The organism is Streptococcus sp. FSL L8-0526, from assembly GCF_038007145.1.
Taxonomy (GTDB): Bacteria; Bacillota; Bacilli; order Lactobacillales; family Streptococcaceae; genus Streptococcus; species Streptococcus thermophilus.
The window spans coordinates 1-26,261 of sequence record NZ_JBBOWP010000003.1 but is presented as its reverse complement, the minus strand read 5'-3'; the positions used below and the strand labels follow the sequence as shown (position 1 = coordinate 26,261).

29 protein-coding genes and 1 pseudogene are annotated in these 26,261 nt (G+C 39.5%); all 30 read right to left on the bottom strand.

What is annotated here, in order from left to right; all coding sequences use genetic code 11:
• Nucleotides 1-145 (bottom strand): annotated as a pseudogene (locus tag NSQ85_RS10780) (ISLre2 family transposase); the annotation flags it as partial.
• A 156-nt stretch (nucleotides 146-301) separates the two neighbouring features.
• Nucleotides 302-1,162 carry a Fic family protein gene (locus tag NSQ85_RS10400; RefSeq protein ID WP_340781816.1) on the bottom strand — a complete coding sequence of 287 codons (861 nt, stop codon included), beginning with the start codon at nucleotides 1,160-1,162 and terminating at the stop codon, nucleotides 302-304.
• A 60-nt stretch (nucleotides 1,163-1,222) separates the two neighbouring features.
• Complete coding sequence (locus NSQ85_RS10395; protein WP_024396444.1) at nucleotides 1,223-1,462, bottom strand: hypothetical protein; 240 nt, start codon at nucleotides 1,460-1,462, stop codon at nucleotides 1,223-1,225.
• Nucleotides 1,463-1,527: 65 nt separating this feature from the next.
• Nucleotides 1,528-2,325 carry a ParA family protein gene (locus NSQ85_RS10390; protein ID WP_111679340.1) on the bottom strand — a complete coding sequence of 266 codons (798 nt, stop codon included), beginning with the start codon at nucleotides 2,323-2,325 and terminating at the stop codon, nucleotides 1,528-1,530.
• Nucleotides 2,322-2,495, bottom strand: coding sequence for a hypothetical protein (locus NSQ85_RS10385; protein WP_340781812.1), 174 nt, complete (start codon nucleotides 2,493-2,495; stop codon nucleotides 2,322-2,324). The genes NSQ85_RS10390 and NSQ85_RS10385 overlap by 4 nt, the downstream gene beginning before the upstream one ends.
• Before the next feature lie 92 nt (nucleotides 2,496-2,587).
• Complete coding sequence (locus NSQ85_RS10380; protein ID WP_340781811.1) at nucleotides 2,588-3,172, bottom strand: recombinase family protein; 585 nt, start codon at nucleotides 3,170-3,172, stop codon at nucleotides 2,588-2,590.
• 110 nt (nucleotides 3,173-3,282) lie between these two features.
• On the bottom strand, nucleotides 3,283-3,837 hold the full coding sequence (locus NSQ85_RS10375) for a hypothetical protein (protein ID WP_340781810.1): 555 nt from the start codon (nucleotides 3,835-3,837) through the stop codon (nucleotides 3,283-3,285).
• 25 nt (nucleotides 3,838-3,862) lie between these two features.
• Nucleotides 3,863-4,000: a hypothetical protein gene (locus NSQ85_RS10370; protein WP_162173400.1), complete on the bottom strand. Its 138-nt coding sequence runs from the start codon at nucleotides 3,998-4,000 to the stop codon at nucleotides 3,863-3,865.
• A gap of 143 nt (nucleotides 4,001-4,143) precedes the next feature.
• Nucleotides 4,144-5,784, bottom strand: coding sequence for a helical hairpin domain-containing protein (locus NSQ85_RS10365; RefSeq protein ID WP_111679334.1), 1,641 nt, complete (start codon nucleotides 5,782-5,784; stop codon nucleotides 4,144-4,146).
• A 6-nt stretch (nucleotides 5,785-5,790) separates the two neighbouring features.
• A complete protein-coding gene (locus tag NSQ85_RS10360; RefSeq protein ID WP_111679332.1) occupies nucleotides 5,791-6,162 on the bottom strand; it encodes a plasmid mobilization protein in 372 nt (123 codons plus the stop codon).
• A gap of 205 nt (nucleotides 6,163-6,367) precedes the next feature.
• Nucleotides 6,368-6,628, bottom strand: coding sequence for a transcriptional regulator (locus NSQ85_RS10355; RefSeq protein WP_111679330.1), 261 nt, complete (start codon nucleotides 6,626-6,628; stop codon nucleotides 6,368-6,370).
• 65 nt (nucleotides 6,629-6,693) lie between these two features.
• On the bottom strand, nucleotides 6,694-9,933 hold the full coding sequence (locus NSQ85_RS10350) for a PBECR4 domain-containing protein (protein WP_340781807.1): 3,240 nt from the start codon (nucleotides 9,931-9,933) through the stop codon (nucleotides 6,694-6,696).
• Complete coding sequence (locus NSQ85_RS10345) at nucleotides 9,934-11,661, bottom strand: DNA topoisomerase (protein WP_111679325.1); 1,728 nt, start codon at nucleotides 11,659-11,661, stop codon at nucleotides 9,934-9,936.
• 1 nt (nucleotide 11,662) lies between these two features.
• Nucleotides 11,663-11,998, bottom strand: a complete 336-nt coding sequence (locus NSQ85_RS10340; RefSeq protein WP_111679323.1) for a hypothetical protein — start codon at nucleotides 11,996-11,998, stop codon at nucleotides 11,663-11,665.
• Between the two features lie 59 nt (nucleotides 11,999-12,057).
• Nucleotides 12,058-13,899 (bottom strand): VirD4-like conjugal transfer protein, CD1115 family, encoded by a 1,842-nt coding sequence (locus tag NSQ85_RS10335; protein WP_340781805.1) that lies wholly within the window; start codon nucleotides 13,897-13,899, stop codon nucleotides 12,058-12,060.
• Nucleotides 13,900-14,439 carry a hypothetical protein gene (locus NSQ85_RS10330; RefSeq protein ID WP_111679320.1) on the bottom strand — a complete coding sequence of 180 codons (540 nt, stop codon included), beginning with the start codon at nucleotides 14,437-14,439 and terminating at the stop codon, nucleotides 13,900-13,902.
• Nucleotides 14,440-14,499: 60 nt separating this feature from the next.
• Nucleotides 14,500-15,393 (bottom strand): LPXTG cell wall anchor domain-containing protein, encoded by an 894-nt coding sequence (locus tag NSQ85_RS10325; protein ID WP_340781803.1) that lies wholly within the window; start codon nucleotides 15,391-15,393, stop codon nucleotides 14,500-14,502.
• Nucleotides 15,394-15,461: 68 nt separating this feature from the next.
• Entirely contained in the window at nucleotides 15,462-16,439 is a 978-nt protein-coding gene (locus tag NSQ85_RS10320) for a hypothetical protein (RefSeq protein WP_223899729.1), read from the bottom strand.
• Nucleotides 16,396-16,659: a hypothetical protein gene (locus NSQ85_RS10315; RefSeq protein ID WP_111679314.1), complete on the bottom strand. Its 264-nt coding sequence runs from the start codon at nucleotides 16,657-16,659 to the stop codon at nucleotides 16,396-16,398. Before NSQ85_RS10315 ends, NSQ85_RS10320 begins: the two co-directional genes overlap by 44 nt.
• A 22-nt stretch (nucleotides 16,660-16,681) precedes the next feature.
• Nucleotides 16,682-17,296, bottom strand: a complete 615-nt coding sequence (locus tag NSQ85_RS10310) for a hypothetical protein (RefSeq protein WP_020997557.1) — start codon at nucleotides 17,294-17,296, stop codon at nucleotides 16,682-16,684.
• 18 nt (nucleotides 17,297-17,314) lie between these two features.
• Nucleotides 17,315-19,912, bottom strand: a complete 2,598-nt coding sequence (locus tag NSQ85_RS10305) for a phage tail tip lysozyme (protein ID WP_340781796.1) — start codon at nucleotides 19,910-19,912, stop codon at nucleotides 17,315-17,317.
• Between the two features lie 3 nt (nucleotides 19,913-19,915).
• On the bottom strand, nucleotides 19,916-22,282 hold the full coding sequence (locus tag NSQ85_RS10300; RefSeq protein ID WP_111679311.1) for a VirB4-like conjugal transfer ATPase, CD1110 family: 2,367 nt from the start codon (nucleotides 22,280-22,282) through the stop codon (nucleotides 19,916-19,918).
• The gene (locus NSQ85_RS10295; protein ID WP_232089317.1) at nucleotides 22,236-22,592 is read right to left on the bottom strand and encodes a PrgI family protein; all 357 of its coding nucleotides are present in this window, start codon (nucleotides 22,590-22,592) and stop codon (nucleotides 22,236-22,238) included. The genes NSQ85_RS10300 and NSQ85_RS10295 overlap by 47 nt, the downstream gene beginning before the upstream one ends.
• A 70-nt stretch (nucleotides 22,593-22,662) precedes the next feature.
• The gene (locus NSQ85_RS10290; RefSeq protein ID WP_083331243.1) at nucleotides 22,663-23,085 is read right to left on the bottom strand and encodes a lactose transporter; all 423 of its coding nucleotides are present in this window, start codon (nucleotides 23,083-23,085) and stop codon (nucleotides 22,663-22,665) included.
• Nucleotides 23,086-23,130: 45 nt separating this feature from the next.
• On the bottom strand, nucleotides 23,131-23,862 hold the full coding sequence (locus tag NSQ85_RS10285; RefSeq protein ID WP_340781794.1) for a type IV secretion system protein: 732 nt from the start codon (nucleotides 23,860-23,862) through the stop codon (nucleotides 23,131-23,133).
• 20 nt (nucleotides 23,863-23,882) lie between these two features.
• A complete protein-coding gene (locus NSQ85_RS10280) occupies nucleotides 23,883-24,110 on the bottom strand; it encodes a hypothetical protein (protein ID WP_111679305.1) in 228 nt (75 codons plus the stop codon).
• Nucleotides 24,111-24,114: 4 nt separating this feature from the next.
• The gene (locus tag NSQ85_RS10275) at nucleotides 24,115-24,324 is read right to left on the bottom strand and encodes a YdbC family protein (RefSeq protein ID WP_308443140.1); all 210 of its coding nucleotides are present in this window, start codon (nucleotides 24,322-24,324) and stop codon (nucleotides 24,115-24,117) included.
• Nucleotides 24,325-24,440: 116 nt separating this feature from the next.
• Entirely contained in the window at nucleotides 24,441-24,779 is a 339-nt protein-coding gene (locus tag NSQ85_RS10270) for a hypothetical protein (RefSeq protein ID WP_340781791.1), read from the bottom strand.
• 283 nt (nucleotides 24,780-25,062) lie between these two features.
• Nucleotides 25,063-25,971, bottom strand: a complete 909-nt coding sequence (locus tag NSQ85_RS10265; protein ID WP_340781790.1) for a replication initiator protein A — start codon at nucleotides 25,969-25,971, stop codon at nucleotides 25,063-25,065.
• The gene (locus tag NSQ85_RS10260) at nucleotides 25,971-26,162 is read right to left on the bottom strand and encodes a hypothetical protein (protein ID WP_111679297.1); all 192 of its coding nucleotides are present in this window, start codon (nucleotides 26,160-26,162) and stop codon (nucleotides 25,971-25,973) included. Before NSQ85_RS10260 ends, NSQ85_RS10265 begins: the two co-directional genes overlap by 1 nt.
• Between the last annotated feature and the right edge of the window lie 99 nt (nucleotides 26,163-26,261).

Below are 26,261 nucleotides of genomic sequence, written 5' to 3'. Positions count from 1 at the left end.
TCCGCTCCTTCTGATTGATTCTCTTGAAGCCTTGTGCTCTCATACTCGGGGCAATAGACTTCTCATAATCTTCAATCATCTTCAGGAAGGTTTTCTGATTATCTATTCTCAAACGTTCTGAAAAAACTCTTTCATCTAGCATCATCTCTTACCCCTTTCTTACAATACGCTTATTATAGCGAAAATCTAGACAAGAAAAAAAGACCTCTCCATTTGGAAAGGTCACTATTGTTACAATAATATTTGTCATTATTTTTATATTGATTTTAATAACTATTTATACCATGATTAAAATAGCTATCTAAAGAGAAAGGTCTTCTTCTTTGCTGGGGGCTACCTTCTTTGTAGTGCCTTGAGTTTCTTTCTTCAGCCTTTCCAATTTCTCAGAAAAGCCTTCAGGCTTTTTTATAACATCACCGTCTTTTGCTTCATTGATTTTTCCTTCAAAGCCTTTATTTTTGAGATAGTTAGCATAGAATTTCTGCTCCGAGCGGAAATAATCAAGTAATGGCTGTCTTTCGTCATTTATTTGAAAAGCTTCAAGAGCACTATAATAACTGGCTTTGTTCAAGTCATCCACTATAAAAGGTGTGATGCCCTCCTTCAAGCATTCTTTATAAAGAATCAACCGACCTACCCGACCATTGCCATCTGCGAAAGGATGAATCTGTTCAAATTGAGCATGAAAGCTAGTAAGATAAGCCAAGTCTTTATTTTCTTTTAAGCCGTAGCCAATTATCAGAGCAAGCATTTCATCTTCTGTACGGTCAACGTCTGCTGTCGCTATCTGACCTACTTCATTCTGAAGCACTTTATAGCGCCCTACAGGGGCTATCGGGTTGTGTTCCGAACTCGTCCCACTCTTTAATAAGCTATGAAGTTTTTTGATATAGTCTTCTGTTAGCGGTTCGTTGACGGTATCAAGGATATAATCAAAGCACTTAAAATGGTTGGTGGTCTCTACAAGGTCATCAATCTTGATACCTGTTCCCCCGATGTTGGCAATCGTTTTTGTCTCATAAATAAAGCTAGTTTGTTCTTCTGTCAGACGGCTTCCCTCTATTTTGTTTGAGTTATAGGCAAAGCGCTTCTGTGTAATATCATATATCCCACCATGAACCTTCCCGTTTCTTTCAGCTTTTAATCTCGTGATGAAATCCATAAAGCCCTCCTTTTATATTGATTAAAATAGTGATTTATATAAACATTAAAAACATGATACTTATTCTTGATACTGTTCAATCCACTCATCAAGGAAGGTGGATGCACCACTATATCCTGATGCTTCTGCGATTCTATCCAGCTTCTCCCGATTTTGGGGTTTCAGTGTAAACTGATAAGGAAATTTGGTCTTCCCTGATGGACGACCAGCTTTTCGCCCTCGTTTCTTTTGTGGCTTAGGGTCTTTAATCTCTTCCTGAAGGACTTTACTGATTTTCTCTTTTTTAGATTCAAACGCCATGCTATACCTCTTTTCGATAGTGATTTTTATAGTGATTAAAATAGTGATATATATAATGATGAAAATTAAGCCATATCTGTGAGTTCCTGAAGCTCATTCAATGTGTCAGTCAAGGCTGAAAAGAAATTCTTATGTTCCCTCTTCAATGTTGAGTCAAGCATCATGTCTATAACCGTTTCATCTTTGGTCGCACGGTTAAACAGTTCCTTTTGAGGAATTAGACCAACGACTGAAGAATCAGTTTTCAAGGCTTCTAATAGCTCTTTTGATTTTGACGTATTATGCTTAATCATATTTGGCAAGAAATAGAGTTGAGCCGTAATCAATGATTCCCGACTAGGGCGGACAATTTCTGTCTTACGGTATTGTTCTAGGCGAACTTCTAAATTCTCCTTAGCTTCAAAAGCAAAATCACTAGGGATAATTGGACTAAAAAGCGTGTGACTGACTGCGATAGCGTTTCTTGTCGCAATCCCAAAATCGGGACGACAATCCAAAATGACATAATCGTATTGGTCAAGATTTTTGGACTCTAAATTATCCCCCAGCCAATCATAGAGATACATATTTTGATTAGGGTCAGTTTCTAGCTTTCTTTCCGATTCATCCAATTTCATTGAACCAGCAATGAGGTCAATGTTAGGAGCAACAGACAAGATAGCTACATCATCTGACCCTGCAAACACATTGGCAACGGTTGACGTGTCCTCATAGACATCATAAAAGTGTGTCAGGTTGCACTGGTGGTCAAGGTCAATAAATAAGACCTTGTAGCCTTTACTGGCTAGATACTGACCATTGAGGAGGGCTAGTGTGGTTTTTCCCACCCCTCCTTTGATAGCTACAAAACTCATGAGCTTCATTTGTTATCCTCCTTGGATGGCTTGTAGTAGAAAATATTTCCTTTTGAAGTTCTATAACTGACAAGCGCTTTTTGCCACATTTCTTCTGAAAGCTCTACTTTCCAAAGTGGAATACCTAGTAAACCTAGTAAATAAGCTCTTCCTGGATATTTTGTTTCTCTGGATTTCATGTTACTCCTCCTGATTTCTATACCTCTTATTATAATATAAATCACTATAAATATCAACATTAAAATCAGTATTTTAATCAATATTTTTATCACTATCTTTTTATATCATATTTTTCACGATACCGTCTGAACGTCCTCTCATTGATGCCTGTCAAACTCGCCACATCCTTATCTGTATAGCCTTTTTGATACAGTTCAAAAGCATGCTGCAGTCTGCTATCATCGTCTGAAAAAAGGGCTTTACGTCCCTTGTACTTGCCTTGTGTCTTTGCGATGGCGATTCCCTGTGCTTGACGTTCCTTGATACGTTCCCTTTCAGCCTGCGCCTGATATTTGTATAGCTCCAAAATCAGGTTGTTCAAAAGCCGTCTGAGGTTATCATCTTCAATCCCACGAAGTGTAGGAAGATTCAGAACTTCCAAAGTTGCCCCTTTGGTCTGAATCTCATTCATGACCTCGGTCAGTTCCTTGTTATTTCTTCCCAATCGTTCCAACTCAGTCACAACGACTCTGTCCTCTTCTCGGATATAATTAAGCATCGCCTTCAGCTGAGGGCGGTCTTTACTTGCTCCGCTCATAGCTTCCTGAAACAGTTTATCAACCCCCTTCAGTTGTTCCAGTTGCCTAGCCATATTTTGGTCTGAAGCGCTGATTCTAGCATAGCCGATTTTAGCCATTTTCTACCTCCATATTTTGCCTAACCCTATTGTCCGCTTGTTAACCCCCATAAAATCAAGTGCAACGTTTAAGGACAATAGGGCATACTCTAATGTCCGTTAATTAAATCCTATAAAATAGAAAGTGGTAGTGTGATTTGAATATTATCAATTTCTGTATCTTTTGGACTTTGTCCTCTTTTGAACAATTCATACTCATCTGTTTCCATAACTGTCATACTTGGTACAAAATTATCTATTACAGTTATAATTAAATCTTTGATTGCCTCATATTCTTCTTGCGTAAGTGGTTTGGCCGCATTCTCATCTGAAACAACAAAATCACAAAAAACACAATCATAGCCAAGAAAATCTTCAATGCCTGTGTTGACATCTACATAACGTTCAAAAGTTTCCACTAATAGCAGGAGCAGGGCAACTTTTTCTTTGTCTTCGAGAATCGCATCTGAGAACCCTCCACGGCTAGATCCTAAAGCAGGTTCTACGAAAAAGAAGAATGAACCACTATAATCTATCCTTTCGTACTCTTTTTTGTTTATTAATCTATAATCATCTCTTACATAGTGTGTTAATTGCACATTAAGAACTTTTTCTTTAAAAAGTTCAATCGCTTCAACTAACGAAGTGGTTTCAATTTTTTGTGATAATTCCTTTGGTGTTAACATATTTTTCTCCTCTATTTTAATTATATTATTTTGGTAATTTCTCTAATTCATCTTCTTTAACTTGGGTTAAAATCTGTTTTAGTTTTTCAATCATTGAAATTAGTTCACTCATCTTAGTTGTTTTAGCACCCGATATTGAAATAAAATACCTATCCCAAAACATTTTAGAACTCTTTTCAACTTTTTCTAATTCAATTGAAAAGTTTAAGTCCGTCTCAATAATGAGCTCTATTAACCTTATTAAATTTGCTTTTGAATTTTATTTCATCGAAAAATCGATCGCCGTTGGCGGTGATTTTTCTCAGCCTATCTTTCCATTTCTTCAGGGGCTTTTGTCTGATGAGAAATTTCTTGTCTTCTTGCTTGAGCGTGTTTCTCAAGTTTTTCATATTGAGTAAAGTCTTTAACAATACTATCAAATTTTTCCTTCAGGGCTTTCCGTTCGATTGAAACCTCAACAACCTGTTTTTCAATCTCTTTTGGATTGACTGAAGCTGAAATATTGAGTTCTTCCAAAACTTGATAAGCTACTTTTGCATCAATCGGACTTTCTGAATGAATATCTTCAAGCGCTGAAGCAATTTTGTTCAAGCGTTCCACTTTGTCATCAAGCCTCTCTAATGAATCTTGTGTTTCTTCAATTTGAGCAATGAAGCGGTCACGTAGTTCATGAAACTGGTCAGAATCAGATACATTATGACTGACTAAGTAATTATATTCCTTGACCAGTAAATCCAACTTGGAAATATTAGGGTTCTTGGTCAAGATATATTCTCCACTCTCATAAGCAAGCTGATTGATAAGCGTTGACCCTTTCATAAATTTGTTACTAGCTGAATTGTCAGGATTGATGAAATAGAAAAAATCAGATTTCTTGATAAAGACATCAAAGCTCCCGTCATCCTGTTTATCAACTAAGCGACTTGGAATTTTAACTGTTCCTTGATTGGCTATCCCATACTGCATTTGAAGATAAATCCCTGTGTCTGTTTCATGCTCGACCTGCCACGGTTCAATCTTGACCCTGATTTCAAAATCTTCAGCTTTTTCGGCTTGTAATTTGTCATACTCGCTTTTAATTGACTCTAGCGGATGCACGATTTCATTTTTAGCTAGTCGCTCTTGAATTTGTTCCAAAGAGTAACGTCCCTTTTTTGACAAGGTGCTGTCACGGGTATTTCTCTTTTGGTCTTTATCAAGTAATTTATACTTGGCATATTTGCCCGAAAAGTCCACTGCAAGATTAAGCGCCTTTGCCTTTTCTTGAAAATCCGATAGGTTGACTGAGTGCTTCAGCAAAAATTCAAGACGGGACTTGATTTCTAATTTGAAGACATTTTCTTTCTGATAAGCTGAGTATTCTTTGTGACCAAATTGATTCTTACGTTCAAGAATTTTAGCACCGTACAGGTCAGCATATTTATTTGAAATATTGAAAAGACTCAACGCAGTTCCTTTTTGCCATCTAAACTTATTCAGTGTGACAGAATTAGTGGAATTGATATAAATGTGATTGTGTAGATGCCCCTTGTCCATGTGAGTGGCAATCACAAATTGATGACTTCCACCTGTCAACTCAAGTGCCGTCTTTCGTCCAATTTCATGTACCTGTTCAGGTGTCAGATTATCTTCAGGGGAAAATGATTGAATAATGTGGTGGGCTAAAACGTCATTTTTGACCAACTCCTCATTATTGATTGGTCTGCCTTTTTCCAAGTTGGCAAGTTGTTTCAACATCATAAATTCTGAAAAAGCCGACTCAATATCAATCACTAGATTACCTGATACTAATTGAGAAACAATCTGACCATCTACAACCTTAACAGGAAAATTCAAATCAGAATCAATCAATTCTGTCCCAATCGTTTTAGCACCATCTTCAATATACTTGAGACCATCAGATAATTTATTGACCGATTTTATCTGTTTAACCTTTGTGACTACCAAATCAATTTACTCCCTTCTGTCTCTCATCAATTTTTCAATCATGGCAACTTCTTTATCAAAATTGTCATCCATCAACCGCTTAACTTCTGTAAGCGAGGATTGCAAACTTTGGAAATTTTCGAAACTAAACTCTTCATTTGTGTTGACATATTTTGCAAGTTGGTTGATATTTGTACCAATTTTATTTATCTCGGTTCTCAATTTTATCAACTCAGAATAATCAACCGTCACCACCTCACCAGTCAAAAGCATATAACGGGCATAGGTGTTAAAGTTTTTAAAACCATGTAGCGCCATCCTCTCTTTTATCAGGTCATTTTCCCTTGATGTCACTCTCAGTTTTCGTTGAATTTCTCGATAACGTTTTTCTTCAGTCATTGATTTTCACCTCGTACTTTTCTCTTGACTATTGTACTCTCACCCTCTATACTTTTCAAACTGGCAAGATTAGCGTTTGGGTACCCAATCGCTGTTTTTAAAAGATTTTCCCAAAACTCAAAACTGGCAAAGTGCCAATTTTGAGCGGGTCAATCTTTCAAAGTTTTGGGGAATATCCCCAAGCCCCTAAGTCGTCCTTCGGACCTTAATTGACTTCAACTTGTTGAAGTAATTCTTCTTTTTTGGTTTGATACTCTTCATCAGAAAGAGTTTCAAGATAGCTGATTGTCTCAGCATATTCTTGAGCTAAGTCAGGGTCAATAGCTTTTAGCTCGTCAGCATCTTCATCTAAAAGAGCAATAGCTTTTCTGCGCTTGGCTTCGATAAAATTTTCATTCCTGGTGTATGTGCCATTCTCAAAATAGAATAGGTTCAAAAGTAAAGTTGTTTCGATTGTGTCATTCATAGTTTAGTCCTCCGATTGTTTTCTACGATTCATAAAGCCTGCGGATAATTGAGCGACAAGGTCTTTTACAGGTTCATCTCGTTGTCGCTCTTCTGCGCTTTTTTTGGCTCGTCTTTCGCCTGCTCTTCCTTTTTAGCTTCAACGGGTTTTTCTTTAGCTTCTTGTTTCAAGCGGTTAATTTTATCTTGAAAAACATCTTTTGTAACTTCTTTACTTTGATACTTTTCAAGGGCTTTATCAATTCTTGAAATCAGGCTATTAGCTTCTTTTTGTACAATTTTAATTTGACCTTCTAGGTCAGTCAGACCTTGAGGGTCATCCGTCCAGTTCGCTAAATATCCAAAACTATAATCACTCGTATCAAGTCCATAGTGACTAGCAACGACAAAAGCAACTGACTCAGCTTGTAATTCTGCGGTACTTCTTTTTAGTGGATTTTCTTGAATTTTTTCCATGTTGTGCAAGTCAGAATGTGCCATTTCATGGAAAATGGTTTTAAGCGTATGTTGCTCCGATAGTCCCTTCTTAATAACAATTTCATTGTTGGTTGGTGAGTAATACCCTTTTGTCCTTCCTGTATCATCACTGAAAGAAAGGGGAACGCCATTAGCTTCCGAAACCTCTTTAGCTGACTTATAAAGATTGCCATAATCTTCATAAGTACCTTCGAGTTCATAGATGGGTTTAGCTAATTCTTTTCCGTTTGTTTGGGAAATATCAAAGACAGGAACAAGTTTAAAGGACGTGTAGGTTTGTTCATTTCCATTTTCATCAAGAAGGGGTTCATGCGTTTTAGGGTCTTTCTTTTTAAGAATAATTGGCGCAAAAATCCGTAAGGCTTTTTCACCCTTATTGACATTTCTTTCAAAGTCATCTTTCCATTTTTTAAAAGATGCCACGTGTGTAGCTTCAGGATTTTGCATGTAAATCAACTGAATATTCCCAGGGGAATAATTGTGAAACTTGCTCATGGTGGTCAAGTATTGTTTGTAGGTATCAGACTCAAAATAACTTTTGACTCCTTCTCTTAAAACCTGAGAAAGACCCTTGCTATCTTTTGCTTCAATCAATTCTGCAACACTTCTTGTTGGAGCTGAAGAGGATTGATTTTGATTGTTTGGATGGTTAACATCTAAAGGATTTGAACCGTAACCAATTTCTTCATTATCGGATTTTCCATCCCCATCTGTATCAGCATTGTAAGGACTTGTGCCTTGATTTTTTTCAACTTCATCAGAAATCCCATCACCATCTGAATCACGTTCACGCTCATCTTTTCGTGCCTGGTCTTTCTTTCTCTCCTCTTCTTCTCTGAGAATTTGGTCAAAACGATTTCTTAAATTTAAGTCTTGATTAGTTGGCATTGTTAATCCTCCATGTTTTAAATTTGGTTCATCTTTAAGGGGTTCTATCTCTCGACTTTTTCGCAAAGTCTCAAGCATTTCTTTTCCATCATCCTTGATAAAATCATGATTGATGGATAGTGTTTTAATCTGATTATCCTTTTCAGCAAACACACCTAATACCGTTCTTTGAGATGGCTCAATCGTCTGATAGGCTTTATGAGTTAGCTTCATCAATGAAGCAGGAACGGCTGAATTGTCATCCATTTTTAGAGCTAAAATGAGGTCTTCATTTTCGGGTTTAATTCCTTTTTCTAGCTCCAAGCGTTTAAACTTTTGGACCGAACTTAAGTCGTTAAAGGTGAAGGCTTTGGAGTCTAACAGCTCAGGTAACATTGGCAAGACTTTGATTTTATCGTTATAGCCTTGACCAAGTGTCACATTCTGAAATGACAGATGACCTGAAGCCACTTCATCAATAAATTTCTCAGCAACTGAAGGTAAGTGTTCATCATAGATTGGCATTATTCCTGTCAGGTGCATCCAGTGTCTCTTTTCAAAGCCGACCTCTAAAAAGTTAAGTTGGTCATCTTCGTTAAAAGCATAAATGATTTTTTGGTTGGAAAAACTATCTAAATACTGTTGGGCTGACCGTTGCAAACTATCCGCATAGTTGTTTAGAGTCCTTATGTCCTTATCTTCAGGATATTTGTAGCCACCACGTAGCCTATAACTTGACTTAACTGACTTGTCAATGTTAAAATGTAATTGAACATTGGCAGGAAAATCAGGTTGAGTCTTTGACTCTTCGGGTTGCAGTGCTATCCCTGAAACTTCGGTTTCTAAAGAACTGAAATTGCGATTGAACAATTCGCCCCCAGTGTTAGATGGCTCTTGACTTCGGTCAGGAGCTTTTTCTTGTGTCTCAACTGCTGAAGGTGTCTTAACTTCTTTCAAGTAATCATTCCAGTCCATTTTGTCCTGGTCTTCTGCTATTGGTGGAAGGTCAAGGGTGACTTCAATTTGTTTAGCAGTCAGGCGCTCAATAAAGGTATGACCTGCTTCATCATTATCAACGGCAAGGGTAATTAAATCCTGGTGTTTTCCATCTTCAAAGAAAGTGGTTACTCTAGCCATATCAGCCAGGAAGGAAGATTTTTTCTCCTGGTCAACCTCGCCATTAAGTTCACCAACTTCAGATAAGAGTTCCGCCACGTGACGACTCACAGTTGATTCTTTTAAGCCATCCATAGCAACTAATCGGACATCCTTCAGGGTGTCCTTTTTGAGTTCATAGTAACTCATTAGGTCTATTGGGGCTTCTGCAAAGATTAGACGAGATGGTGTCCCAATATCAACGTGCATCCCTGTCAAGCCATCTGATGCCCTCATAATTTGTTTTAAGCGCCCTCTTTCGTACAAGTCTAAGTTTTCCCTTATCCCTTGCAAAGAAGCCCCTATAATTTCATTTTGAGTGTCCAGACTCTTGAAAACTAGGACAGGTTCAAAGTAGTCACCCGTCTTTTTAGTGGTTTGTGATAAGACGCCTTTTTCTGCGAAAAAATCGATCGTCTCATCAGACAAGCCCCTGACATCCTTCAGGTATTCTCTCCCCTCTTTAAACTCTGTTTCATAGGGTTCAAGATAATAATGAAAGGGTTCTTTTTCAGGGATTGCAGTCACATCCACTGCATCAAAGCTCCCATCTTCCAAGAAATGCTTTGCTTGCTTAAAAGAAACGGCTTGTCCTGACGTTTCCTCTTGTACAACCTGGACCATTTTTATCACATCACCACCAGTAGAACGGGCAAACCAATTGAAATAGTTATCCCTGGTATTGATGGCAAAGGAATCATGCTCTTGCCAGGCGTAAGTATGGCTTCCTGTTCTGTGTAGTTGCATTCCTAGGCTCTCAGCTACCTCTAAAATGGATAACTGCTTCAGTTCTTCGATACTTGCCATCTATCCTGCTCCTTTCTCTAATTGTGCTCTTATGGCTTTTTTGGTTTGCTCGATAAACCAATCTTTAGACTTTTGACCTTGACCAACTAACTGAAGGGCTGTTTCCCACTTTCCAGTTGTTTCAGGATTGGTGTACATCACTTCAAGATTATCAAGGAAAAGGACAAGCATTTTCCCCCTATCTGTTGGGAAAAGTTGACCTGTCTTCTTGTCACGTGTGATATAGTCACGGTCAATAATGGTCTTAATGATGCCTGCTCGTGTTGCAGGTGTTCCTAAATTGTACTTAGGAAGCACGTCATCAAGCAGACTGCTTTCTGTTAGCCTTGCAGGTGGTTTTGTCTTATCTTCCTTAATTTGGGCTTCAGTGGCTATTCTAGCCCCCTCCTGGTAGATAGGTAAGACGGAATCCTTATTTTCCTTTTCAGCTAGTTCTGTCCACCCCTCATTAGTCATCACATTTCCTTTAGCGCTGAAGGTATTCCCATTGTTATCAAGTGTCACTTGTGTTGCTTGGTAACGGTAATCAGAAGCAAACATCAAGAGCGTTCTCTTGAGGATTTCCGTATAGATGATTTTTTCATCTCCTTCAAGTGAACTCACGTCTGACATGTTTTCCGTTGGGATGATGGCATAGTGTTCCATCTGTTTATCTTGCACATACTTCTTCCGTGGCTTAACGTTAGGTAAATCAGCTTCAATACCCAGGATAGCTTTATAATCGTCAAGGTGTTTAACCAGGTATTCAAATTCATTAGGGGTAATCAATTTGTGGTCAGTACGTGGATAAGACGTAACCCCTTTTTGATAGAGCTTTTGAGCTATTTCAAGGGTATAAGCTGAATCAAAGTGATATTTCTTACTCATTTCTGATTGAAGACTTGTCAAATGGTATAAATTTGGCGCAGAAACCGCCTTATTTTCGCTTTGAATAGATTGAACGACCGAATATCCCCCAAGAACCTTTAGAGCCTCCTGTGCGCTCTCTAGGGTCTCAAATTTGGTGTTGTTTTTGAAGATTGTCCCTATATCATCAATCAGTTCTACCTTCCAAAACGGTTTAGGCTCAAAAGAATCAATAGCCAGGTCATTTTCAACGATTAGAGAAACAATCGGTGTCTGTACTCGACCAACTGAAAACTTCTTCTCCTTCTCCCCTAAATAACCTAACTCCTGGAGCTTCAATGATGTCCAAGGGCTAAAATTAAAGCCAACCAACCAATCTGATTTGGCACGTGCTTCAGCTTCTTCAGCATATTGTCGGGTTTCTTCAGCAGGTCTCAGGCTTTTGAAGGCTTTGACAATTCCTGAATCCGTCAGAGAGTTGACCCATAACCTATATTTGACCTTCTTCAGAGCATTTGGAATCAGACTCAAAATCAAATAAGCGATAGACTCACCCTCACGGTCTGCATCTGTCCCTATGATGATGCAATCTGCTTGATTGACCTCACGTTTTATCAGGTTAAATTGCTTTTTCTTATCCGCCTTAACCTCATACTCGAAGGTCTCAGGAAAAGCGGGCAAGTTTGCCAAGTCCCAATTTTCGTAGTTCTGATAAGGATTCTTTATCTCGACCAAGTGACCAACGGCTGAAACCACCGTCACTTGACCGTCTATCAAGTTTGTTGTGACTTTCCAAGCCCCTTTTTCATTCTTAGCTTGTCCCAGGGCATGAGCATATTTCTTGGCTTGGTCAGGCTTTTCAGCCAGTACCAGGTATTTCATTTCACATCACCTCTATTTCCTCCTGAAGAAGTCTGTCTATGTTGTCCTTCAGATAACTCAGGTCTTCTTTTGAAGCCCCAACCGATTCTACCTCCAGGCTTCCTTCATAGTGTCTAGGGTAGCTGAAGAGTTGCGAAGCAACTGCCTGAAATTCTTCAAGCTCTAAAGTCTTTATCAGCGTACTGATAAAGCCATTTAAAACCTCGCCCTCATTACTTTTTTCAGTTACCTGATGTCCCAGGGCAAATTGTTTGAGTGCTTCAGCCATAGTCTCCATTTCAACGGCTGAAAAGAGGGTTTCAAAGTATCCTATTCCTCTTGTTTCTTGTCTTGTCATTGTATTTCCTCCAAAATAACAAAACCTGCTAGGTTTTCCTAACAGGTTTTCTCATTTGCTTAAGAAGCTAGACTAAAAGGCAAGTCAGCTTCTAAGACTTGTTTTTCTGTGGTGTTAATCACCCTATCATGGTTCACGTTAGCATCCCAATCATCCATATCTGACATGGTGCGAATGTAACGATACCAATTATCATCACTTGGGCTATTTGCCAGTTCTTTTGCCCGTGGATGCTGAAGAACGTTGGTCTTCTTATCCCTGAAGACATTTTGTTTTGAGATGAAAATAAGCGCTTCATCAACGCCAATACGGGCAACCTCATCAGGTGTCAAGAGGTCACGTTGGATGGTTTGAATAGACTGACTGCTTGAGCCTTGCGCTCCCCTGGTTTGGGACTGATTCTTGACGTTGATAGTCTGCTTACCACTCCGCATAGAGAAGTAATTCATTGTTTCCTTGTCATTTGTTCCCAGGTAAACCAAAGTAGCGCAGTTATTGAAGATGGTTTCCCATTGGTCTTTATAGAGCGCCTTCAGTTGGCTGATAGCCTGAATGATAATATCAATAGAGATTTCACGTGAACGGACTGAAGAGAGCGTTTCTGTGAAATTTGGGAAGCGTCCGAAGTTGGCAAACTCATCTAAGATAAGTCTGATATGGAGTAAGTCTTCAGGTTTACAAGTTGGATGCAACCCTTGAATAATCTCATCAGCAGTTTTAGGAAGTTGTCTAAACATCATGGTAAACATAGTTGTAGCAATGAAATTAAAGGATTTATCTGTTTCAGGGATTGCAATGAAGACCGCTGTTTTCTCCGTTTGCCATTTTTCCATTTCCATTGAATCACGTGCGGTCAGGTTTCTAACTGCATCATGGTCAAAGACGGCAAATCGTGAAGATGCCACTGATAAGACCGAGGTCATGGTTTTTCCTTCAAAGTTCCCGTTGAAGAGCTCCCATTGCCTGTTTGCATAATTCCCTGGGAGCTCTTCTTCAAGCTCTTCAAACATTCTTTCAACTACGCTAGGCGTGTCCTCATCCTCACGCCTGATATTCCTTAAAAGGTCAGCAACCTGGGCAATGTTTGGCTCATATTTCTTTAAAACCTTACCGTCAAAATAGAGATAGCCTATCAAAGCACGCATCAGGAGCATTTCAGCCTGATTCCAAAAATCCTCACCAGTATTATCAGACCGTTTTGTCCCTGCAATAATGGCTTCAGCAACCCTATCAATATCTAGTTCATCATGCATATAATGAAAGACATTGAACTGATTAGAATTGGTCAGACTTACCAGGTCAAAGACCTTAATTTTATAGCCGTTAGCTTCAAGCATCTTACCTGTTTCACGGACCAAAAGACCTTTAGGGTCTGTAATCACAAATGAACTATTCATCTGCATCAGGTTTGGCTTTAAAAAGGTAAAGGTTTTACCATCACCAGGCAGACCAACCGTCAAAGTATTTTTGTTGAGTTGACGGTTGAAAGGAAGGCGCTTATTAAATAACCCCATCCGTCCATTTTGGCTGAAAATCATATCATTTTCAGGTTCTTTATCTCTGAAGGAAGCTATCTCCTTACTCGTTGCGTAACGTGCCGACCCGTGTTCCTCTCCGTAGCGGTAACGCCCTTTGTCGTTGACTCGAAAGTAAAACATCAAGACGATAAAAAAAGCAATCCCCCCACCGTATAGGCTAGATTGAGTGAATGAAAAATCAATCAAAGACTTGCTTGACCAGTTAGCCCTCATCCAGTCTAAACGGGCTTCATCAAAAAAGATGACTCCTTCAGTCGCAGGAGCTAGGTCATAAAGTTTAACCAACCAATGCACCACATAAAAGAGAATCAGCCCGACAATCAGATAGATAAAGAAGTTTCGTTTTTTCTGTTCAGTAACCATCTATAACCCCTTTTCATCTTTAGCAATCGCCTTTTTAGGCGTTGGAACTTTGACCTGGTTTTTAGCTTTAATATCAGCCTTGACCTGCTTCTTGTAATAAGTGAGCTTTTCCTTCACGGTCATATTTTTAGGACTTTTAACCAGGTTATAGGATAGCTTCTCAGCCTTGTCAGGGTTCGTTAAATCATTGATGATACCCTTGAAACTTGCTTCAAGCGCCTTCACATTTTTGGCATCGATAGCAATGGTGCTTGTCCCATTTCCATTGTCCTTGATGGAAAAACCCACGTCATAACCTTTCAGGTATTGTTCCAGGCGTTCTGTGTTGACTTCATGATTCATAAAGGTTTCAAAATGCTTGGTTTCCTTAGTTGCCATGAACTGATTCCAGTTAGTCTTGTCTGAGAAAACCTTGTTTTCACTGTGGCTTTTGATTGTCTGATAGCCATTTTCCATAGCATAATAGAGAGCCTTCAGCATCAATTCTCCTGTGAGTTTGTAAACCTCACCGACCTTCATTCCAACTCGTTCTTGGTCCATTTTTACCTCCTTTTTATAAAAAGAAAAGCGGTGAGTATTTTGACCTACCGCTGTCATATCTTAGTTGCTTTTAAGTGTTCTTTTCTTGAAGAAATACGCCATCAGTCCTGCAAGAATACTTGTCCCTGCAAGAGTCATCAACGCTTCTTCTTTCTCGCCCGTGTGTGGCAAGGTCTTCATTTCACCTGATTGGTCTGTGATGCTGATGGTCTTATCAGCATTAACTGTCCCTCCCACTGCTTCAGGGGCAAGGGTGCTTGTTGAACCATCTGAATAAGCAACAATCACTTGACTATCTTGTGTTGCCACAATCTGATAGCCTGTGTTTGTATAAACGGGTGCTGATGGGGCTACATTTGAGACCACTTGACCTGTGACAGTTGAAGTTGTACCAACTTGACTAGCTCCTGCATCTACTGCTGTTTGAGCTGAAATATTAGGATTGTTAGTTGGAACAGTGACATCAGGAGTCAGAGTCGTTGACCCACCGTCAATTGTTGGAACGGTCACGGTGTTTTCCGCAGGCTCACTTGTTTTTGGTTCAGTTGTCGTGTCAGCATCCTGGTCTGGTGCTTCAGTTGAAGATGGCTCACTGGCTGAATTGTCTTCAATCGAAGGAAGAGAGGTCTCTTCAGTTGATGGCGGTGTGACTTCAGTTGAAGGGGTTGTTTCCGCAGGCTCACTTGTAGATGGAACAGTCACGTTAGGGTCAGTAGGAACAACAGTATTATCTTCAGGTGTGCTTGGTGCTTCAGTTGGGGTTTCAGGAACAGTTGGAACAACGGTATCATCTGAAGGCGCTGAAGAGGTATCCGTTGGCACTTCAGGCGTGGTCACAACCGCAGGCACATCAGACGTTACAGGGGCGTTTTCATCTGCAAATGCCGTTAAAGGGCTGGCTGAAGCAAGCACCGCTACTGATGATAAAGTGATAAGTTTTGTCCATTTTTTCATGTTGATACTCCTATTTATAATTATGTTTATATTTATAATGATATTTATAGCTGTTTAAATCACTATGTTTATTCAGCAAAACTTGAAAATTTTGGCTGACCAACCAGGACATAGCCATACTTGGATTTTTTATCTTCCTTGAAGGGAAGCGTAAGACGAACGGTCTTAATGTTGCTGTCATCATCTCCCTTGGTTGTCACGACAAAAGTTACTTTGATAGTATCTTTTGATGATGACACCGTTTCATAGATGGATGATTGAACCTGAGTCGCTTTTTTAGCTTCTACACCTTCAGCCTTCAAGTCCTTACTCAAAAAGTCTGACAGATTGTCTGAGTTTCCTGAGTAATAGTTGGCAATGAAGAACCTGCCGACCACTTCAACTTTTCCCTGGTCAGCTTCAATCGACAAACGATTTTCAAGGCTTTGAAGTTTTTGATTTTGGGACTGTACCAGGCTAAAAGCAAAGACCGACATTCCCAAAGCTCCCAGAGATAGCACCTTCCAAATCAGCCCACTTGTGAGGATATTTCCTCCTGGAGCTTTTTGAGTTTTTGGTTCTTTTGGTGCAACTGCTTGTTTTGGTTTTGAAACCTTTTGAGCCTTCTTTTCTTTTTTAGGTTTTTCAGTGGGCTTAACCAGGTCTTTTTTAGGAGCAGGTGCTTCTTCCTTCTCAATCTGAGGTGCTGAGATTGGCTCTACAAGCTCATCTTCAGTTTTTTGTGTGACCTCTTCTGCGGAAACGCTCGCCTGTGGCTTACGCTGAAGCAAGGAGAAGCCTTTTTTCTCACGCTTCAATCCGAAGTTGGAAAGGGCTTCTTCTACAATCTCCTGAAGGGGAAGGGTAAGAGTCATATTGTCCAAGAGTGAGCCATCTTCAGCAACTTGTTCAAGCTGAAGAGTGAAAGACTCATGCCTATCTTCAGCCCAAACGGATTTTTCGTTGATAATTGATAACAGTTCATCTCGGTTAGGACAAGTTTCTTGTTGACGGGTTTGAAGATTAGTAATTCGGAACATGACCGTCACCGCCATTCTCAGTAGCATCTTCAGCCTTATCCTTTGCGAAGCGTTCCAGCTCCTCAATAGATTTACCTGATTCACTCATCAAAGCGACAATATACTCAGCTTTGGTGGCTTTCAGTTGCTTAGTCAGCTCTTTTTCCTTGGTGACCAATTGAGCTTTTTGAGATTGTACTTTATCAAGCTCTTTTTCCAATTTTTCTGTTTTTGCTTTCAGCCCTTGGCTTTGTGATTTTTTAACCATTCTTTCTCTCCTTTTCGGTTATTTACTTGGAAGCATTTGTTTTCGTATTGCTTTCTTCTGTTTTTTTACTGCTATCTAAAATGCCATAGTCTCCAGTCTGATCAGTTAAAATGATAGACTCTATCTTATTGACTTTCAGTTTGCCGTCCTGTTGAACATAGGTCAAACGCAACGTTGCTTTATTTAAGACATCTTTTTGAGCTGTCTCATAGTTTTTCTTCTCATCTAGCTGTGTATTTACATAGTTGACTTGTGCAATCACTTGAAGACTCTCTTGGTTAATATAGATTTCTGCTGTCTTAAACTTAAAATCAACCACAAAGCCTTTATAGGTTTGATTTTGCGGTTCATCTTCTGTTGAGACGGTTTGTTGGTAAAGAGCATCTGTCATATACTCTTTATACCGTTTGCGATTTTCTCCCAAGTCTTTCTTTGTGTAATAATTGAGTAAAAACTGTTTCACTTGATCTGGACTAATCGCTTGCTTGGTAGTCTGGACTGTTTTTCTCGTTTCCCCTTTAGAGGAAGAATGATTGTTCAAACTTTGGCCAATTCCAAATCCAACAACTGCCGCAACAACAATGGCTAAAATATAGCCTACAATTTTTAAATATTTTAGTTTGGTTAGATCTAACATAATTCTCCTATCTTTTCTTTATTTTGGCGGAATCGCAAATGTATAGTAGGTTGCATTTGTTTTAACCGACCAATGAATTTGATTTTGAACACCGCTCACATTACATTCTGATACTAGAAACGTTCCATCCTCGTTAACATGCTCAACATAAGATACATGACCATATAAAGGATAGGTATAATCAAATCCTCCAGCAGTTGAGCAGACCGCACCAGCTACTGGTTTATCGCTAAACGTCCAACCTCTCGCTACTAGATTTCTGACCCAATCTTGACCATTTCCTAACCAATTGTAATGTGGCGCTCCAGCTTCTACTAGGCGATTATACACGTACCACGTGCACTGACCGACTGGATAAGTATTGCCATCTAAAGAAGCCGATACCGTCGCTGAAGAAGGAAAGCTCTTTAATTTCGAGCGATACTCTTCTGGAAATCCCCAGGAACTTTGAAGAGTTGAACTGCCTCCCTTGGTTGTTCCCGAAGGATTCTTCAGGAAAGAAAGCACTTGTTGAGCGTTATTTTGACGTTCTTTGAGCTTATCGCCTGCATTTCCTTCCCAACGTACCAGAAAGCGCTGCGTTAGAGTTGCAACATCTTCATTTGAATGCAAAATTTGCTTAAGGGTCGTGATATAGTAAGGACTATCTCCGTTTAACATAAAGTCTAACTGAAGTTCTAAGTCATACCACTTCTTCCCTTTACTTTTGGCAAAGTTTAAAAGAGCTGTATGGCGAGTAGAACCGTCAGCCGTATCCGTCCACTGTCCAAGCCCTAAACCTCGATGAAGAATATTAGGGTATCGGCTATTATAGATAGACGAGCCACCCATAGAAAGCCAAGCCTCATCATCCCATGAAGAAGCAGAGGCCCCGACAGGAGGACTTAGATAGTCTCCTTCTGCTCTCTTAGAAGTAATAGAGCTTTCAGTCCAGAAATTCCCCAAAACAGCTGCAGTACCCTTTAAAGTAACATCTGGATCTTGCTTCTTCAGATACTGATAAATAGAGTTGATTTTCTTAGCAAGATTCCCTTCAATATTCATATCACTCAGAACAGATGTTGTCTGTGTGTACTCTACTTTAGGAAGATAGAAGCCGACATTGACCCAAGCCCACTCTTTTTTCTTCTTATTTTTGAGCTTATAGTAATAGACTTCTTGACCTTCTTCAGAGTCTACAGCTCCAATCTCATCTCCAGCCTTGACCCGGTCGCCATTCACAATGCGGAGTCTTGCCACCTTCTTATAAGTGAACTCCGCATCCTTGGTCTTGATGGTGACATCAGTCCCTTTAACCGTGACTTTGCCATCCATAACAGCGTACAAGGTAGCTCCTTTATTAGCCTGTAAGATGGAGCCATTGTACATCTTATTTTTTGAGACATAGCCAAAGCGCTTCGTTACCTTGATAGGATCTAATTTTTCCTCGTTCACCTGATTAGAAAAAGGATTATCCAAATCATTATAAGTGACATAATAGCCAACATTTCGGGCTTGTTCTAAAATCTCTTCATAATCTTTTATCTCAGATTGATTGAGTTTGATGTAAGGATTCTTGCTGTTTTTGTAGAGATCTGCCATACTCTTTAAGTCGTCTTTATCCTTATTTAGACCATCCCAAATAGTCGATAAGAGTTCCCTATAAGTGTGCATTGGCTCATAAGGATTTTTATTTTTCAAGTTGTAATGTTCATCTAGCTTATAAGCCTCATGCTTATATCCCATAAACATCATGATAGAATCAATATCCGTCCAATAATCCACCCTGTCCGTTGATTTCTCACGGTCAATCTTAGATAAATACGTCCAACTATCCGTCAAGTCAAATTCATTTTGGGAAACGGTAGAACTTCCGCCACCTGTAATAGCCCCAAGAAGGGCGATGAGGAAGAACCCAAGAAACATGATGAGATAGGCTTTGGCTGATAAGGGATTTTTCAGCACTGTCAGGACTGGTTTAGCCACTTTTGCCCCAACTTTTTTAGTGACGCTTGCAGTTTTACCCGCTTTTGAGGTACGCCAGCGCATCCGTAAGCGGTCATACTTGGTTTTGACTTTGGTTTCCCATCGATTGGCGACTGGGGTTCTTGTAAATCCTCGACCACGGGAAAGGTTATAGGTGCGGTTTCCTGCCCCGTATATGCCCCGTGTTGCACCCTTTCCAATCTTGACGGTATAATTGCCCAACTTCTTAGCTTGTCTCACTTCAGCGTGTGTTCTGCGAATATTCTGACGGGCTGAAGCAATATCTTCTAAAACGTCATTATCCTGAAAAGCAGAATCCACGGCTTGAGAAGCCTGATGATGCGCAACTCGTCCGACTTTTTGGAGGTTTGTCCCTCCGTTTCGTTGAATCGCTTGGCGCTTTTTGGATTTAGCGCTCTTCTTATTCTCTTTTAGAGTTTCAAGTTCTTTACTAGCGACCGTCCGTCTTGCCTTTGTTTTCTGTCCCAAATAACGCTTTTCAGCATCCGTTTTGGGGTTCAGAAGCCGCGCTTCCCTCTTTTCAACCTGCTTATAGCTGTTTTTCGTTGTCTTGAGTTCAGACTTGGCTTCCTTGTATTCACGTTTGGCTTCTCGGAGGTCTCGTCTGGTTTGTTTCGACAACGCAGTCACCTCCTAAGCATCCGTTGCCACAAGCTCAAACAGTCTTGTATGCTTTGGAATCGGATTTTCAAATGGCACAACAACTTGACCGGCTACAATCAGCCCTGTTCCTTTCGATTTTGGCTTTTCAATATACCGAGTTAAGGTTGGTGTTAACGTGATTGCTTTTGAGAGAGCCACAAGGTCTGATTTCTTATGCTTCAGAAGAATCATAAATTCACTATTTGAGACCAACTTTCGCCCTTCTTCTTTATTCATCAGGGTTTCAATATTTTGAGTGATGGCTGTTGCAATCGCTCCATATTTACGAACCCGAGAATAAAGTTCTGTAAAGAAGATTGCCTGTGCTTCTTCCTTGAAGAACAGTTGAACCTCGTCAAAGTAGATACGAGTGGTCAACTTCCCTTGTGAAGCGACAACCTGATTCCAAATATAGTCTTGAATAACCATCATGGCAAAGGGTTTGAGTTTTCCTGATAAGCGCTTCAGATTGAAGACCACAAAGCGGTCAGTAATATCTACGTTTGTTTCGTGCGCAAAAATATTCTGTGACCCTTTGGCATAGATTTCTGACTTCAGGGCTAGCTCATGTGCTTCAGGTTCTTCTTGCTCCTGAAGAATATCATGCCAATCCTTGAGGGTTGGGGTTCTATCAACTCCTTCAAAGCGTTTGTAAGTTTCACGAGTCACACGGTCAATAATCGTGTATTGAATATCTCCCACTTCGTCAAGAATTGACTCAAACAACCCCATCAGCAAGTTCGACTTATCCCCAATAGGGTCATCATCTTCATCTTTCAGCTGACTCATATCAGGCAAGTCCATCAGATTCAAATGAGACTTAGACCCGATGAAAATATCCACCAACTGCGCCCCAAATTCTCGCCCAATATCAGAGTATTCATCTTCAGGGTCAACAATGATGATACGGTCTTCAGGGTTCTTCAGGAAGGTTGGTATAATTTCCATAGTCTTCACGGTAACAGATTTCCCTGACCCTGAAGACCCAAGTACCACGCCTGACCCTGTGTTCAGGTCAGCCTTACGATCAACGGTAATAACGTTGTTAGACAGTTGATTTTGTCCGTAGTATAGCGCCCGTTCACTTTCTGATTTGAGGTCAACGTTAGTAAAGGGAACTTGAGTTGCAAGGTTGGCTGTGGTCATATCACGGACAAAACGACGTTTGACATTTAAGAAGGTATGACCGATAGGAAGGATGGTGTTTAGTCCCTCCTCCTGATAGTAATAACATTCTTGAAAATCTACGCCCACCTTACGGGAAGCGATCTGAATTTTATCCGTGATACTTTTCAGCTCCTCTTCATCTTCAGCCTTAAAATAAATGGCAATCAGCCCTGAAAAGGCTTTTTGGTCATTGTCGTCAATCTCTTCCTTCCACCGTCTCGTAGATTCAGAGACCTCACGTGCTCGACCACTAACCGCCAATTCTTGGTCAATCCCTTCCTGTGCCCCTGAACGTTGTGCCTTAACCATCTCAGCCTTGATGGTGGTGTCAGCGTTGTTAATCTTCTTCATGAAGCCTGAAGGCTCATAAGGTTCAGCTTGAACCGTGATAGCCAATTCAACGCCAATATCCGTTAAGTTCTTAATCATGCGGTCAGTCAGGAAGGTTGGGAAGTTTCGGGCATACATGACCTTAGCGACCCCTTCATTGATACGGAAACGATTTTCCAAAAAATGAAGCCTGTTAGGGGCGATAAAATCTTTGGTATGCAATTCAGACAAGGCTATATCTCGGAAAGTGTACGGGAGTTTGTGCTTCCCTAGAAGTAGCTCCGCAAACACATCTAGCCGTGCCTTCCCATCCATTTCCTCAAAAGCAATATCCATCTGAGAGTATTGATTTTCAAGGGAGTTGCCTAATTCACTCAGGTTAGCATCTGCCTGCCCTCGATTGTAGGCTTCTGTCTTTAAGGTGACATATTTTTCAACTTGAAAATTCTTTGAATCACTTGAAAAACGGCTTTCAATCATCTCATTGTATTCCTTACGAAAATTATCAAAGCCGTCACCCACTTCATCATATTTGATTTGGTCAACGGCATTGTCTTCAATCCTGCGATTGATAACTAAGAGCTGAAAAGTCGTCCCTGCATCTAGTGAGTTGAGCGCTTCGGCGTGTGTGTCAATCACGTCAATCTTTTCATCCTGATTGGCTGAAAGATAAGCCACGTCTCCCAAGCGGTAGGTTCGTGACCATTCATTTTTTGCAATATGCATCAGCCCATTTTCAAATAGGCTATTGTATTTAATTGTATTCTGAGTTGAAGCTTTCAAGGAGCGTTTCAGCCGTGCTTTACGTTCCTTTTCAGCTTTCGTCAGTTTCTTTGATTTTCTTCCAAGATTTAAAATCATCAGTCGTGAACTCCTCTCCTTCCTCAAATTCAGTAATATAAGCCCGTTTTTGGACTTTAAGATTAAACAGTACCTTATTTTTGAACGATTCATCAAAACCTAGCCCATAAATAACAAAGGGTGGAGCAATGAGAAGCGCCACAAGGTACATGAAAATTTCCGAGAGTCCCATTAAGGAAATGGTGATAGTGATGCTGACCACTATCCCTATGCCAACCATCATCACTAATAGTCGTTTGGTCATGCCAAAAGCTATTGGTCTTTCATAGTTGTCAAACTCCTTTAGGAACTCGCTTCCTAGTTTGTTCATAAAACCTCTTTCTAGCTACAATAAAAACACCTTGCAAGGCAAAGTGTTTGTTCAACATATTCAGTTTTGGTTATTCTCTTATTTGAGCTATCGTAAGTAAGATAGCACCTAGTAAAGAAACAATTAAAAGGATAGGTATTGACGTATTATTGAATATCAAATTTGTATCCATTGCAAGACCTAAAATCATTCCATAATAAATAGCGCCAACAAAAATCCAAAAAATAGATAACCCAATAAACGTTATTACCCAATTCCAAAGAACGCTTAAGAGAAAGAAGGGAGTTGCTATCAAGAAACCTAAAATCATAACAATTCCCGAAAAAAGAATCCCAAAGAACGAACCAATGCTAGACCAAATGGAGCGTTTCACTCGCTTAGGAGCTATTGGCTGAACTGGGGTAGGTCTTTCAGCTTGTTCTGAACGATTTTGAGACGAGGATAGCTTAAAGTGATTCCCTTCTCGTCTAAAATGATACTTGGTTTCTGACATAATCTCACCTCCTAATACATCTATTTTACCAAATTTTGTGTGATTTTACATGGCATTCAAGAGAGTTTTTGCCAAACGTTGGCTACCAAAAAGCGCAATGATATAGACAATACTTTTCGCAATTGATGCAAAAGCTGTCGCCCAATCCCCATCTGAAGCTTTAAACAAGTCATCTGTAACCAAAGCAGGATAGAGCTTGACGATGATGACCAAAAGCAAACCTTGTAAAGCGTAAGAGGCAAAGAGCTTGAAAAAGTTAATCGCAATTTGCCTTGTTTGTTCTGACATGAAGAAAGCTATAATGAGTGGTCCGACCGCTTTCAAAATATACATTTGAAAGAATCTCATAAAGACCAATAACTTAGCAATTACATCTGCTATCAATTCTGTAAATTTCCCAATTAAATTGACTACCTGTTTGGAAATCCATCCACTGATTCCTGACGTATCCATATCAGACTTAAACGTATTCTTCGGTAAAATACCATTGACAAGAGCAATTCCCTTGTTAAATACCAAGACGATAAAATCGAAAATTTCTGAAAAGTTGTAAACCAAGATGAAAGATATCACATAGCCTAGCGCTACTTCCATCCAAAGCTGAATGGTCAAGCTACCACCTTCTTGTCCTAACCTGCGATTCCATGACAAAATATCAAAGAGAAAGAAAGTTAGAATTAAGATAGATGCTACTGGTAACAACGCATTTCCAATTTTATCCGCATACTGATTGACTGTTGAACTATATTCAGCTAGAGAATTTGTGATATTATCCATTCACTCTAGCTCCTTTCGACTTATACAGAAATACTTTGAAGCATTGTAATGATAGCTTGGCAGACAGCAGCGCCAATCACGCCTACTGCTCCACCGTTGACCATTGAGTTGCCACCTTTTTCTTGGCGCATAGAGTCGTTATTGTTACGACCACCAAAAAAGTCAATAGCTCCTGTAAGAACCCATACAAGACCTGTAATCCCAACTATTACTTGAACAATTCTAAAAACACTAACTGCTGTATCCATAATTTTAATCCTCTTTCTGATTTTTGTTTAGATTGATTTGTTTAATTGCATCTGCAAGGACTTTCATCTCGTCCTTGAAAAGTGTGACACCTTTGCCAACTCGTGAATGGTCATTTTTCCATGACCGAATATCATATTTTGGCTCAGCATCATTCCAAGAAACTCTATTGAGTTCCTTTCGCCATCCTGCTTCATTGCTTGATAGTGTGGCAATATGTTCAACTACCTTGAAACGAACAGGTTCATTATTGTCTTTTGTCGGGTGACGGTTGGTGTGGTTTCGTTCTTGTTGGTCTTCAAAGCTCCAACCATTCCCATTTTTCCAATCCGTCATGTATTACCTCCTAACTTTCTTTTCCATGTGCGGTGATAACCTGTTCCTGTTAGCTTAAGTCTGTTGAGCATTGCATAGCGACATCTTCTCGCAATTAAAATTCCATTTCTTTCAATTGTGCGAATTGCTGGATAAACGTCTTTGTATTCAATCTTCAGTTCTACAGTCATAGCTTTACCTGCAACATAAGCTCTTCTTGAAACAGTTCCATACTTTGGTTTTAGTTTCAGTATCTCACCTGTATCAAGATAGGCTTGAGCACCACCTTCACGTCCTAACTGTTTTAAGTCTCTAATGCAAACATCATTGTTTGCTTGGTTTTCAAATTTATTCATTCTTTTCTCCTTCTCGAATAAATTTAGGTTGATTTACACCCATGCTGTATAACCTCCTTTTGGTTATATCCGTGTTTCATACGCACCGTTTATGGTCATAACGGCAAACCTGCGAACAATGCAACTTGTGACTGAGACTAGATAACTAGTTTTACACTCCGCCCCCAATTTTGTATCTCATATTCACGCTGTATCAGGGCAGAGGGGGTATTCAATTGTCAATGGTCAGCAAGTAGTTTTACGACTTGCTCGGGTCAAATAATGTTATACCTAAAAAGAATAATTAGACTATGTCTTTATTCTGTTCCTTACGCATCGACTGATTTACTTCAGCTAATATGCCATTAAAAACATATTCAGCAATTACCTCAGAAGAATGAGCAAACCTCATATTTTCTAAAGCGTACTTGTAGCGGTCATCAAAATGAATCATCGCATAGTCAGCAGACGTTTGAGAGAAATTCTCTTTTAGCAACTGGTCATGTACCAAGCTATAGATATACTCACGGTCATACTTGGTAGCTTTATCAACTTTTCTTGAAATAACAGAAGGTATTTTTTCTTCTTCAAAAATTTGAGAATCTATCTCCTCATCGTCATCAAAATGACTGACTTTATTATTACTCTCTTTAATCTCACTCTCTTTAATCTCACTCTCTTTAATATAAGTTGAGTGCGATTTTGGTACTTCTTGAAGTGTTTCTTTGGAACTTCTTGAAGTTCGATTTTGAGATTTCTTGAAGTTCGATTTTGGAACTTCAGTTGATTTTACTGGGTTTAAGAGGGTTTGAGCTTCTTCAAAATCCATATTAAGCATTTCTATGTCAGTAACAACGTTCTTAACATAAATACGATTAGCTTTACTTAGACCTTGTCTAACTTCATCAATCAGACCAAATTTTATAAGCTCTTTTTTTAATCTAATAATTTTTGCTCTACCGCAACCAAGGTCTTCAGCCAGTTCATCTATGGCGTAGTAAATAAAAACATCTCCTACATCATCTACAAACCGATAATCACCTTTTCTAGTGCTATCTAGCGAAGCACTTAGACGGTCTCTACAAAGCATAAACAATAATTTTGCTTCTGCTTTTAATTTGCGGTAATATTTGCTCTTAATAACGACTTTAGGGAGTCTGTAAAAGTTTTCACTATTCAAAGCCTGCTCTAAAGAAATTCTACCGTAAGCCATTACCTTACCTCCCCAACTTTCAGCATCATACCACCTTGTTCAGGAAACTTAATCAAGTTATACTCTTCAAGTTCCTTCAAAGATTCAACTACTTTTTCACGTGACCATCCTGTATCATTCATCAATGACACAATAACCATATTTCTTGATTGTCTTTGTTTAGCACATAATTTTTTCTGATTTGATTTCATAATTGAACCTCCGAGAGTTAGTATGAGAAAAAACAAAGAGAACGCTTTTCACGTTCTCTTAATGTTATTTATCAAATTCTCCCAATTCAGGACACATAC

What these genes read in the sequence shown, in the direction of transcription:
- NSQ85_RS10400 (WP_340781816.1), bottom strand. Translation starts at nt 1,162, where the DNA reads ATGGATTTCATCACGAGATTAAAAGCTGAAAGAAACGGGAAGGTTCAT.
- NSQ85_RS10265 (WP_340781790.1), bottom strand. Translation starts at nt 25,971, where the DNA reads ATGGCTTACGGTAGAATTTCTTTAGAGCAGGCTTTGAATAGTGAAAAC.
- NSQ85_RS10375 (WP_340781810.1), bottom strand. Translation starts at nt 3,837, where the DNA reads ATGTTAACACCAAAGGAATTATCACAAAAAATTGAAACCACTTCGTTA.
- NSQ85_RS10370 (WP_162173400.1), bottom strand. Translation starts at nt 4,000, where the DNA reads ATGTTTTGGGATAGGTATTTTATTTCAATATCGGGTGCTAAAACAACT.
- NSQ85_RS10355 (WP_111679330.1), bottom strand. Translation starts at nt 6,628, where the DNA reads ATGAATGACACAATCGAAACAACTTTACTTTTGAACCTATTCTATTTT.
- NSQ85_RS10270 (WP_340781791.1), bottom strand. Translation starts at nt 24,779, where the DNA reads ATGAATAAATTTGAAAACCAAGCAAACAATGATGTTTGCATTAGAGAC.
- NSQ85_RS10390 (WP_111679340.1), bottom strand. Translation starts at nt 2,325, where the DNA reads ATGAAGCTCATGAGTTTTGTAGCTATCAAAGGAGGGGTGGGAAAAACC.
- NSQ85_RS10335 (WP_340781805.1), bottom strand. Translation starts at nt 13,899, where the DNA reads ATGGTTACTGAACAGAAAAAACGAAACTTCTTTATCTATCTGATTGTC.
- NSQ85_RS10280 (WP_111679305.1), bottom strand. Translation starts at nt 24,110, where the DNA reads ATGGATACAGCAGTTAGTGTTTTTAGAATTGTTCAAGTAATAGTTGGG.
- NSQ85_RS10295 (WP_232089317.1), bottom strand. Translation starts at nt 22,592, where the DNA reads ATGAACAAACTAGGAAGCGAGTTCCTAAAGGAGTTTGACAACTATGAA.
- NSQ85_RS10360 (WP_111679332.1), bottom strand. Translation starts at nt 6,162, where the DNA reads ATGACTGAAGAAAAACGTTATCGAGAAATTCAACGAAAACTGAGAGTG.
- NSQ85_RS10395 (WP_024396444.1), bottom strand. Translation starts at nt 1,462, where the DNA reads ATGGCGTTTGAATCTAAAAAAGAGAAAATCAGTAAAGTCCTTCAGGAA.
- NSQ85_RS10260 (WP_111679297.1), bottom strand. Translation starts at nt 26,162, where the DNA reads ATGAAATCAAATCAGAAAAAATTATGTGCTAAACAAAGACAATCAAGA.
- NSQ85_RS10310 (WP_020997557.1), bottom strand. Translation starts at nt 17,296, where the DNA reads ATGTTAGATCTAACCAAACTAAAATATTTAAAAATTGTAGGCTATATT.
- NSQ85_RS10340 (WP_111679323.1), bottom strand. Translation starts at nt 11,998, where the DNA reads ATGACAAGACAAGAAACAAGAGGAATAGGATACTTTGAAACCCTCTTT.
- NSQ85_RS10300 (WP_111679311.1), bottom strand. Translation starts at nt 22,282, where the DNA reads ATGATTTTAAATCTTGGAAGAAAATCAAAGAAACTGACGAAAGCTGAA.
- NSQ85_RS10345 (WP_111679325.1), bottom strand. Translation starts at nt 11,661, where the DNA reads ATGAAATACCTGGTACTGGCTGAAAAGCCTGACCAAGCCAAGAAATAT.
- NSQ85_RS10385 (WP_340781812.1), bottom strand. Translation starts at nt 2,495, where the DNA reads ATGAAATCCAGAGAAACAAAATATCCAGGAAGAGCTTATTTACTAGGT.
- NSQ85_RS10315 (WP_111679314.1), bottom strand. Translation starts at nt 16,659, where the DNA reads ATGGTTAAAAAATCACAAAGCCAAGGGCTGAAAGCAAAAACAGAAAAA.
- NSQ85_RS10325 (WP_340781803.1), bottom strand. Translation starts at nt 15,393, where the DNA reads ATGAAAAAATGGACAAAACTTATCACTTTATCATCAGTAGCGGTGCTT.
- NSQ85_RS10380 (WP_340781811.1), bottom strand. Translation starts at nt 3,172, where the DNA reads ATGGCTAAAATCGGCTATGCTAGAATCAGCGCTTCAGACCAAAATATG.
- NSQ85_RS10320 (WP_223899729.1), bottom strand. Translation starts at nt 16,439, where the DNA reads ATGCTACTGAGAATGGCGGTGACGGTCATGTTCCGAATTACTAATCTT.
- NSQ85_RS10290 (WP_083331243.1), bottom strand. Translation starts at nt 23,085, where the DNA reads ATGTCAGAAACCAAGTATCATTTTAGACGAGAAGGGAATCACTTTAAG.
- NSQ85_RS10285 (WP_340781794.1), bottom strand. Translation starts at nt 23,862, where the DNA reads ATGGATAATATCACAAATTCTCTAGCTGAATATAGTTCAACAGTCAAT.
- NSQ85_RS10350 (WP_340781807.1), bottom strand. Translation starts at nt 9,933, where the DNA reads ATGGCAAGTATCGAAGAACTGAAGCAGTTATCCATTTTAGAGGTAGCT.
- NSQ85_RS10330 (WP_111679320.1), bottom strand. Translation starts at nt 14,439, where the DNA reads ATGGACCAAGAACGAGTTGGAATGAAGGTCGGTGAGGTTTACAAACTC.